Origin of the sequence: Paracraurococcus ruber (assembly GCF_004353985.1) — a bacterium.
Taxonomy (GTDB): domain Bacteria; phylum Pseudomonadota; class Alphaproteobacteria; order Acetobacterales; family Acetobacteraceae; genus Paracraurococcus; species Paracraurococcus ruber.
This window is the reverse complement of record NZ_SMOA01000271.1, coordinates 1-6,981: the sequence shown is the minus strand read 5'-3', so window position 1 is coordinate 6,981 and position 6,981 is coordinate 1. Positions and strand designations below refer to the sequence as shown.

Genomic DNA, 6,981 nt, shown 5'->3' with positions numbered 1-6,981 from the left:
CGCCGCCGCCCGCCGCCGCCCCGGCGCCCGTGCCGCCGCCGGCGCCGCGGCCGGATCCGGCCGCGGTGCGCGTGCTGCAGCCCTTCGAGCCGCCGAACGACCGGGCCGAATGGCAGCTCTACCAGCCGCTGGCGGCGCCCATGCCGCTGCGCCGGGTGCCCCGCGATTCGGTCCGCCGGATCGAGGCGCTGGCCGACCAGGCGCCCGCCTTCGCCGCGCCGCTGCGGGAGATTCGCCGCACCCTGGCGCTCGCCGCCCATGCCGGCCGCCCCAGCCCGCGCATCCGGCCGATCCTCCTGGTCGGCCCGCCGGGCATCGGCAAGACCTGGTTCGCGCGCCGGCTGGCCCAGGCGCTGGACCTGCCCTTCTCCAGCCTCAACCTCGGCGGCGCCACCGACAACCGCTGCCTGCAGGGCACCGCCCGCGGCTGGTCCGCCGCGACGCCGGCCTGGCCGATCGCGGAACTCGCGCGGCTCGGCGCGCCCAACCCGGTGCTGTTCCTCGACGAGGTAGAGAAGGCCGGCGGCCAGCGCGACAGCAATGGCCGGGCGCATGACACGCTGCTGGCGATGATCGAGCCGGAAAGCGCCGCCCACTGGTTCGACGAATGCCTGCGCACCACCGCCGACCTGCGCAACGTGGTCTGGGTGATGGCGGCGAACGAGACCCGCGGCATCCCGGCGCCGCTGCTGTCGCGCGTCTCCGTCCATCAGGTGGAGCCGCCGCCGGCCTCGGCCTTCGACGGCACCCTGGCAGGGCTGCTGGCCGGCATCGCCGAGGATACAGGCTGCGCCGTGCGCGAATTGCCGCCCCTGGCGGCGGAAACCCGCACGGCGCTGAGGCGCAGCTTCGCCCGGCACCGCAACCTGCGCCGGCTGCGGGCGCAGATCGAGGAATGCCTCGGCATCGCGGCCGAGGCGGCGCTCGAGGCGGCACACTGACGAAGCGAGGGGGCCCTTGCCCCTCGCGCTCCCCCGCCAAGGGCCGAAGGGCCCTTGGAACCCTCGGGTTCAGGGGGCCGGGATCAAGCCGTGGCGCAGCATGGTCTCGCGCATCGCGGGCTGGTTGCCGGCGGCGAGATGCGCCGCGATCTCGCGGAAATAGCCGGGGCCGAGCACGCCGGGCGTCAGCACCGACAGGCAGGTGACGACGTCCTGCGTCGCGTTGGTGAAGCCATGCACCACGCCGCGGCGGATGAAGAGCGTCTCGCCGGGCCCGACCTGCACGGTGCTCTCGCCCAGGCGCCAGGTGCTGGTGCCGGACAGGCCATAGACCGTCTCGTCCCAGCTTTCGTGATGGTGCGGCACCGGCATGCGCGCATTCGGCTGCAGCGCCATCTCGAACATGTCGAGGCTGCCCTGCGTGCCGACCTTGTCCTGCAGGAAGCGCAATTCCAGCCCGCCCATGCGGATGATCTCGGGCATCGCCCATCTCCCCAAGCCTGGGGTGGAAGCTACACCCCTCCGCGCCATGGGTGGAAAGCCCGGGGTTTCCAAAGGCCCTCCGGCCTCATGGCGACCCCGGGGCGGGGAGGGTATGGGGGGGGCGGCGCTCCCCTCCCGGGGCGTCAGGTCCGCGCCCGGTAGCGCCCGACCCAGGCATCGTCCCAGCCCATCACCAGTTCATCGGCGCAGCCGCGCACCACCAGGTGGTCGTGCAGGAAGTCCAGCAGGGACCGCGCGTCCACCCGCATCGGCGCGGCGTCGCCACGCAGCGCATGCACCACCGGGAAGCGCGCCAGCCAATCCTCCAGCACCGCGCGCGGGCTCTGGTTGCGGTTGCATTGCAGGACCCAGGCGTTGAACTCGGCGAAGACCACCGGCCGGCAGCGCGCCAGCGTCTCCCGCGCGCCGTCGAAGACCTCGGTCTCGAATCCCTCGACATCCACCTTCAGGAAATCGAGCCGTTCGAGGCCATGGCGCGTCGCCAGCGCGTCCACCGTCTCCACCGGCACGCGGACCTTGGGCAGGCCATCGGCGGCGAGCGTCGCCGCATCCATGAGATGCGCGCCGGCGGAATGCGCCGCGGCGTGGAATTCCGCCATGCCCGGCGCGGCGCCGAGCGCGACGGCCTCCACCGCCACCTGCCCTTCCAGCCCGTTCAGCGCCAGGGTGCGGCGCAGCGCCTCGGCCGTGGCGGGGGAGGGCTCGACCGCCAGGATGCGCCCGCGCGGCAGCAGCGGCGCCAGGGCGAGCGCGGAGAGGCCGATGTTGGCGCCGACATCCAGCACCACCCCGTCCGGCGGCAGCACGGCGGCGGCGACGGCCGCCATCTCCGCCATGCCGGCGGCATGCTGGTCGGCATGCTGGAAGAAGCTGTCCTCCGCCTGGCCGGCCACCCGCCAGTCCCGCCCGCCGATGCGGATATCGCGCGTCCCGATCACCCCTGCCTCCCGAACCCGTCGCGGCGTTAGATTGGGAGCCCGAGCGCCGAAGCACAAAGGGAGGAAGAGGCATGATCCCAGCCGAGAGCATCCGCCGCGTCGCCGTCATCGGCGCCGGCACCATCGGCGCCTCCTGGACCGCCTGGTTCCTCAGCCGCGGGCTGGAGGTCGTGGCGAGCGATCCGTCCCCCGGCGCGCCCGACCTGATCCGCCGCATGGTCGAGGGCGCCTGGCCGATCCTGCAGCAATTGGGCGCGACGCCGGACGCCGACCCGGCGCGCTGGCGCTTCGAGCCGGACCCGGCGAAGGCCGTGCAGGGCGCGCATTTCGTGCAGGAAAGCGCGCCGGAACGCTACGAGGTGAAGCAGCCCCTGCTGCGCGCCATCAGCGCCGGGCTGCCCGCGGAGGTCGTGATCGCCTCATCCTCCTCCGGCCTCCTGGCCAGCCGGCTGTCGGAGGGCACGGCGCATCCCGGCCGCATCGTGATCGGCCATCCCTTCAACCCGCCGCACCTGATCCCGCTGGTGGAGGTGGTGGGCGGCGGCACCGCGACCGAGGACGCCGTGCAGGCCGCCGTCGCCTTCTACCGCGCCATCGGCAAGCACCCGATCATCCTGCGCAAGGAGGTGCCGGGCCACCTGGCGAACCGGCTGCAGGCGGCGCTGTGGCGGGAAGCGGTGCACCTGGTGGCGGAGGGCGTGGCGACGGTGGCGGATGTGGACGCCGCCATCAGCGAGGGGCCCGGCCTGCGCTGGGCGCTGATGGGCCCGCACGCCACCTTCCACCTGGCGGGCGGGGAAGGCGGCTACGAGCATTTCATGCGCCACCTGATGCCGGCGGTGACAAGCTGGTGGCCGAGCCTGGGCGAGCCGAAGCTGACGCCCGACCTGCAGCGCGCGCTGGTCCAGGGCGTCGCCGAGGAGACGGAGGGGAAGCCGATCCCCGACCTCGCCGCGGCGCGGGATGCGGCGCTGGCGCGCCTCCTTGCGGCGCGGCGCGGGTGACGACGTCCGGGGAAGGGCAGCGCCCTTCGCGAACCGTCGGCGGCAGTGCCGCCGACCCGCCAAAGGCCGAAGGGCCTTTGGAACCGCTAGAGTCGGCCCATCAGGGCCAGGACCACCACGACCAGCAGGATCAGGCCGAGCGCGCCGGAGGGGTAGTAGCCCCAGCCGCGGCTATGCGGCCAGCTCGGCAGGGCGCCGAGCAGCAGCAGGACGAGGACGATGAGCAGGATTGTGGAGATCGGCATCCGCTGCCTCCCGTAACATGGTGCGCGAGGGCAACGGCCCCGCATCGCGCCGGTTTCCGGGAGCGGGAGTCTGTGATGCGACACGGACCCGAGGGGTCCGAAGGCCCGGCCCGTTCGGGCCCCATGGACGACGCTCCAGAACCTCCATGGGGTCCCGCGCGGGCAAGGCCCGCCCTTGCTATCGCAGGAATTCCGGCGAGATGAGGTTCGGCAGGAACAGCACCACCTGCGGGAAGACGATGATCGCCGCCAGCACCGCCAGCATCGGCAGCAGCATGATGCAGGTGTCCTTCAGCGCATCGGCGATGCGCATGCCGGCCACGGAACAGGCGATCATCAGGCACAGCCCGTAGGGCGGCGTCACCAGGCCGAAGGCCAGCGACACGATCCCGATCATGGCGAAATGCACCGGGTCCATGCCCACGCCCTGCGCCAGCGGCTGCAGGATGGCGCCAACGATGATGATGGCGGGGATGGCGTCCAGGAAGCATCCCACCACCAGGAAGACGCCGGCGATGAAGAAGCCGGTGGCGATCGGCCCCATGCCCCAGGCGGAGACGCCGGCCAGCAGCGCCTCCGGGATCTGGTAGAAGGCCAGCAGCCAGCCGAAGGCGGAGGCGGTGCCGACGCAGAACAGCGCGACGCCGGCCAGCCGCCCCGTCTCCCCCAGCGCATCCACCAGGCCGCGCCAGGTCATCTCCCGGTACACGACGAGCGAGAGGAACCCGGCATAGAGCACGGCGATGCAGGCGCTCTCGGTCGCGGTGAACCAGCCGAAGATCTTGCCGCCGATGATGATCATCGGCGTGGTCAGCGCCGGGATGGAGACGAGGAAGGTCCGCCCGATGACGCCCAGCGTCGCGCGCGGATAGGTCGGGTAGCCGCGCGCCTTCGCATAGGCATGCACGGTGCCCATCTGCACCAGCCCGATCAGCAGGCCGGGCACGATGCCGGCCAGGAACAGCGCGCCGATCGAGACGGTCAGCACGCCGCCCCAGACGATCATCAGGATGGAGGGCGGGATGATGACCGCGAGGACGGCGGAGACGGCGGTGATGGCGACGGAGAAGCTGTCGTCATAGCCTTCCTTCCGCTGCGCCTCGATGAAGATCTTGGACTGGCTGGCGGCATCCGCCGTGCTGCTGCCGGAAATCCCCGCGAAGAAGATCGACAGCACGACGTTGATCTGCGCGAGGCCGCCGGGGAAATGCCCGACCAGCGCGCGGGAGAAATTCATCAGCCGGTCGGTGATGCCGCCGATGTTCATCAGGTTGGCGGTCAGCAGGAAGAAGGGCACCGCCAGCAGGATGAAGCTGTTGTAGGCGTTGAAGGTCTCCTGCGCGAGCATCATGGGCGACAGCCGCGGCTCGATCAGCAGGATCGGCAGGCAGGCGAGGCCGAGGGAGACCGCGACCGGCACGCGCAGCACCAGCAGCAGGAAGAAGACGCCGAAGAGGATCTCGGCGGCGGTGCTGGCCGAGAGGACATTGCCGCCCATCACGCCGCCCCCCGCAGCACCGCGACCGCGTCCAGCATGCGCTCCGCCTGGAACAGCATCCAGACCGCGCCGGCGACCGGCCAGGCGATGTGGATGGTCCAGAGCGGCAGCTCCGCCAGTTCCGAGATGCGCCACCAGGCGAAGTCGGTGAACTCGATCCCCCACCACAGGAAGACGAAGGCGAAGATCAGCACGAAGACGCCCGAGAGCAGTTCCAGCTTGGCCTGCCCGCGCGCGGACAGCTTCGGGAAGACGTCCACGGTGAAATGCGTGCCTTCCCGCACCGCCAGCATGGCGCCGAGCATGACGGCGTAGACCAGGCAGAAGCGCGCCATCTCCTCGGTCCAGATATAGGCCGGGATCAGGGTGGTGTAGCGGGAGAAGATCTGCAGGCTGACGGGGAGGACCAGCACGCCGACCGCGAGGATGAGCAGCAGCGTGATCAGGCCGGCGAGCGCGCGGTTGACGGCGCGCAGCGCCGCCGGCGCGCCGGGACGATGGGTTTGCATGACCTGTCCTGAAGAACGGAGAAGGAAGGCCCGGGCGGCTATCCCGGCCGGCCGCCCGGGGTCGTCGCGGCGTTACGAGGTCAGCGCGTTGATCCGGCCGAGGATGCCGTCCGCGTCGATCTCCTTCGCATAGGCGGCCATCACCGGGTCCACCAGGCGCTTCATCTCGGCGCGCTGGGTGAACTCCACCCGGCGCAGGCGGCCGGCCTTCTCCAGCGTCTCCAGGATCTGGCCGTCGGCGCCGGATTCCGCCTGGCGGTGGAAGGCCGATGCCTCCTTGCCGGCGCGGCGGATCGCCGCCTGCAGGTCGTTCGGCAGCTTCGTCAGCGTGCCGACGGAAAAGCAGAGCGGGCGGATGGTGATGGCGTGCTGCGTCATCGCCAGGTCCGGCGCCACCTCGTAGAAGCGCATCTGCTCGACGCCCGCCGCCTCGTTCTCCCCGGCGTCGATGACGTTGTTCTGGATGGCGTTGTAGATCTCGTTGTAGGCGATGACGGTCGGCGACATCCCGACGGCCGAGAAGGTCCGGGACCAGATCGGCGCGCCCTGCACGCGCACCTTCAGGCCACGCATCCCGGCCAGGTCGGTCACCCGCTTGTTGGCGAAGATGTTGCGCACGCCGCCGCCGCCATAGCCGATCATCACCACGCGGGCGCGCTTCTCGACCTCATCCGCCACCGGCTTGAACAGGTCCTGGTCCAGCACGCTGTTCCAATGCGCCAGGTCGCGGAACAGGAAGGGCGCGTCGATGAAGGGGGCGGCGCGGCTGAAGGTGGACATGTGTGCCGGGGAGACGATGGCGTAGTCCACCGCCCGTCCCTGCGCCATGTACTCGAAATACTGCTTCTCGAGGCCGAGCGAGGAGTTCTTGTGCAGCACGAAATTGATCGGCTTTTCGTAGTACTGCTTCACCAGCTCCTCGAAGCGGACCATCGCCTTGGTATAGGGATGCTCGTCGCCGAACTGGGATGCGCCGTTCAGGGTGATGGCGCCCTGGGCGCGGACCGGAATCGACAGAAGGGTGGGGGCGGCGAGCGCCGCGCCCAGCAGGGCCCTGCGGTGCATGGTGTCTCCTCGGACGGTTTCGGCCGGCCTTGCTGGCCGGCTCCGTCGTGAAGCCTACAGGGCCGTTCCGGTGGTGGGAACCGGCGGGATGGGCGGGGCGGGGGCATCGGACGACGCCATGGCGTCGCGGATCGGCGCGCATTCCCGCAGCGGAGCGGTTCGCGCCGCGCCTGCATGCAGGCGGGCTTCCGCGGCCTGCCGCGATCCGGGCTCACCGCGCCCCCCGGGACCGGCGGTGGCGCGCGGCGGCCGAGGCGCGCCGGCGCCGGCAACGCCG

The 6,981-nt window shown here is 71.4% G+C and carries 8 protein-coding genes; 2 read left to right on the top strand and 6 right to left on the bottom strand.

Translation table 11 applies throughout. The features are described 5' to 3' along the window. On the top strand, positions 1-941 hold a 941-nt coding region (locus tag E2C05_RS26655), incomplete at its 5' end, for an AAA family ATPase (protein WP_205083107.1). 69 nt (positions 942-1,010) lie between these two features. Here E2C05_RS26655 and E2C05_RS26650 read toward each other — a convergent pair. Both E2C05_RS26650 and E2C05_RS26645 read right to left on the bottom strand, forming a co-directional pair. After that, positions 1,011-1,424, bottom strand: coding sequence for a cupin domain-containing protein (locus E2C05_RS26650; protein WP_133222688.1), 414 nt, complete (start codon positions 1,422-1,424; stop codon positions 1,011-1,013). Between the two features lie 143 nt (positions 1,425-1,567). Beyond that, positions 1,568-2,383, bottom strand: coding sequence for an FkbM family methyltransferase (locus E2C05_RS26645; protein WP_133222687.1), 816 nt, complete (start codon positions 2,381-2,383; stop codon positions 1,568-1,570). A gap of 71 nt (positions 2,384-2,454) precedes the next feature. Between E2C05_RS26645 and E2C05_RS26640 the strand changes: the two genes are divergently transcribed. Next, positions 2,455-3,387, top strand: a complete 933-nt coding sequence (locus tag E2C05_RS26640; protein ID WP_133222686.1) for a 3-hydroxyacyl-CoA dehydrogenase NAD-binding domain-containing protein — start codon at positions 2,455-2,457, stop codon at positions 3,385-3,387. Between the two features lie 86 nt (positions 3,388-3,473). Here E2C05_RS26640 and E2C05_RS26635 read toward each other — a convergent pair whose 3' ends face one another. From E2C05_RS26635 to E2C05_RS26620, 4 genes are all read right to left on the bottom strand, one after another. Beyond that, positions 3,474-3,632 carry a DUF3309 family protein gene (locus tag E2C05_RS26635; protein WP_133222685.1) on the bottom strand — a complete coding sequence of 53 codons (159 nt, stop codon included), beginning with the start codon at positions 3,630-3,632 and terminating at the stop codon, positions 3,474-3,476. Positions 3,633-3,810: 178 nt separating this feature from the next. Further along, entirely contained in the window at positions 3,811-5,130 is a 1,320-nt protein-coding gene (locus tag E2C05_RS26630; protein WP_133222684.1) for a TRAP transporter large permease, read from the bottom strand. Beyond that, on the bottom strand, positions 5,130-5,639 hold the full coding sequence (locus E2C05_RS26625; RefSeq protein WP_133222683.1) for a TRAP transporter small permease: 510 nt from the start codon (positions 5,637-5,639) through the stop codon (positions 5,130-5,132). Before E2C05_RS26625 ends, E2C05_RS26630 begins: the two co-directional genes overlap by 1 nt. 72 nt (positions 5,640-5,711) lie before the next feature. Beyond that, complete coding sequence (locus E2C05_RS26620; RefSeq protein ID WP_133222682.1) at positions 5,712-6,704, bottom strand: TRAP transporter substrate-binding protein; 993 nt, start codon at positions 6,702-6,704, stop codon at positions 5,712-5,714. Between the last annotated feature and the right edge of the window lie 277 nt (positions 6,705-6,981).

Coding starts and splice junctions, on each gene's coding strand:
- E2C05_RS26650 (WP_133222688.1), bottom strand. CDS start 1,424: ATGCCCGAGATCATCCGCATGGGCGGGCTGGAATTGCGCTTCCTGCAG.
- E2C05_RS26640 (WP_133222686.1), top strand. CDS start 2,455: ATGATCCCAGCCGAGAGCATCCGCCGCGTCGCCGTCATCGGCGCCGGC.
- E2C05_RS26635 (WP_133222685.1), bottom strand. CDS start 3,632: ATGCCGATCTCCACAATCCTGCTCATCGTCCTCGTCCTGCTGCTGCTC.
- E2C05_RS26630 (WP_133222684.1), bottom strand. CDS start 5,130: ATGGGCGGCAATGTCCTCTCGGCCAGCACCGCCGCCGAGATCCTCTTC.
- E2C05_RS26625 (WP_133222683.1), bottom strand. CDS start 5,639: ATGCAAACCCATCGTCCCGGCGCGCCGGCGGCGCTGCGCGCCGTCAAC.
- E2C05_RS26620 (WP_133222682.1), bottom strand. CDS start 6,704: ATGCACCGCAGGGCCCTGCTGGGCGCGGCGCTCGCCGCCCCCACCCTT.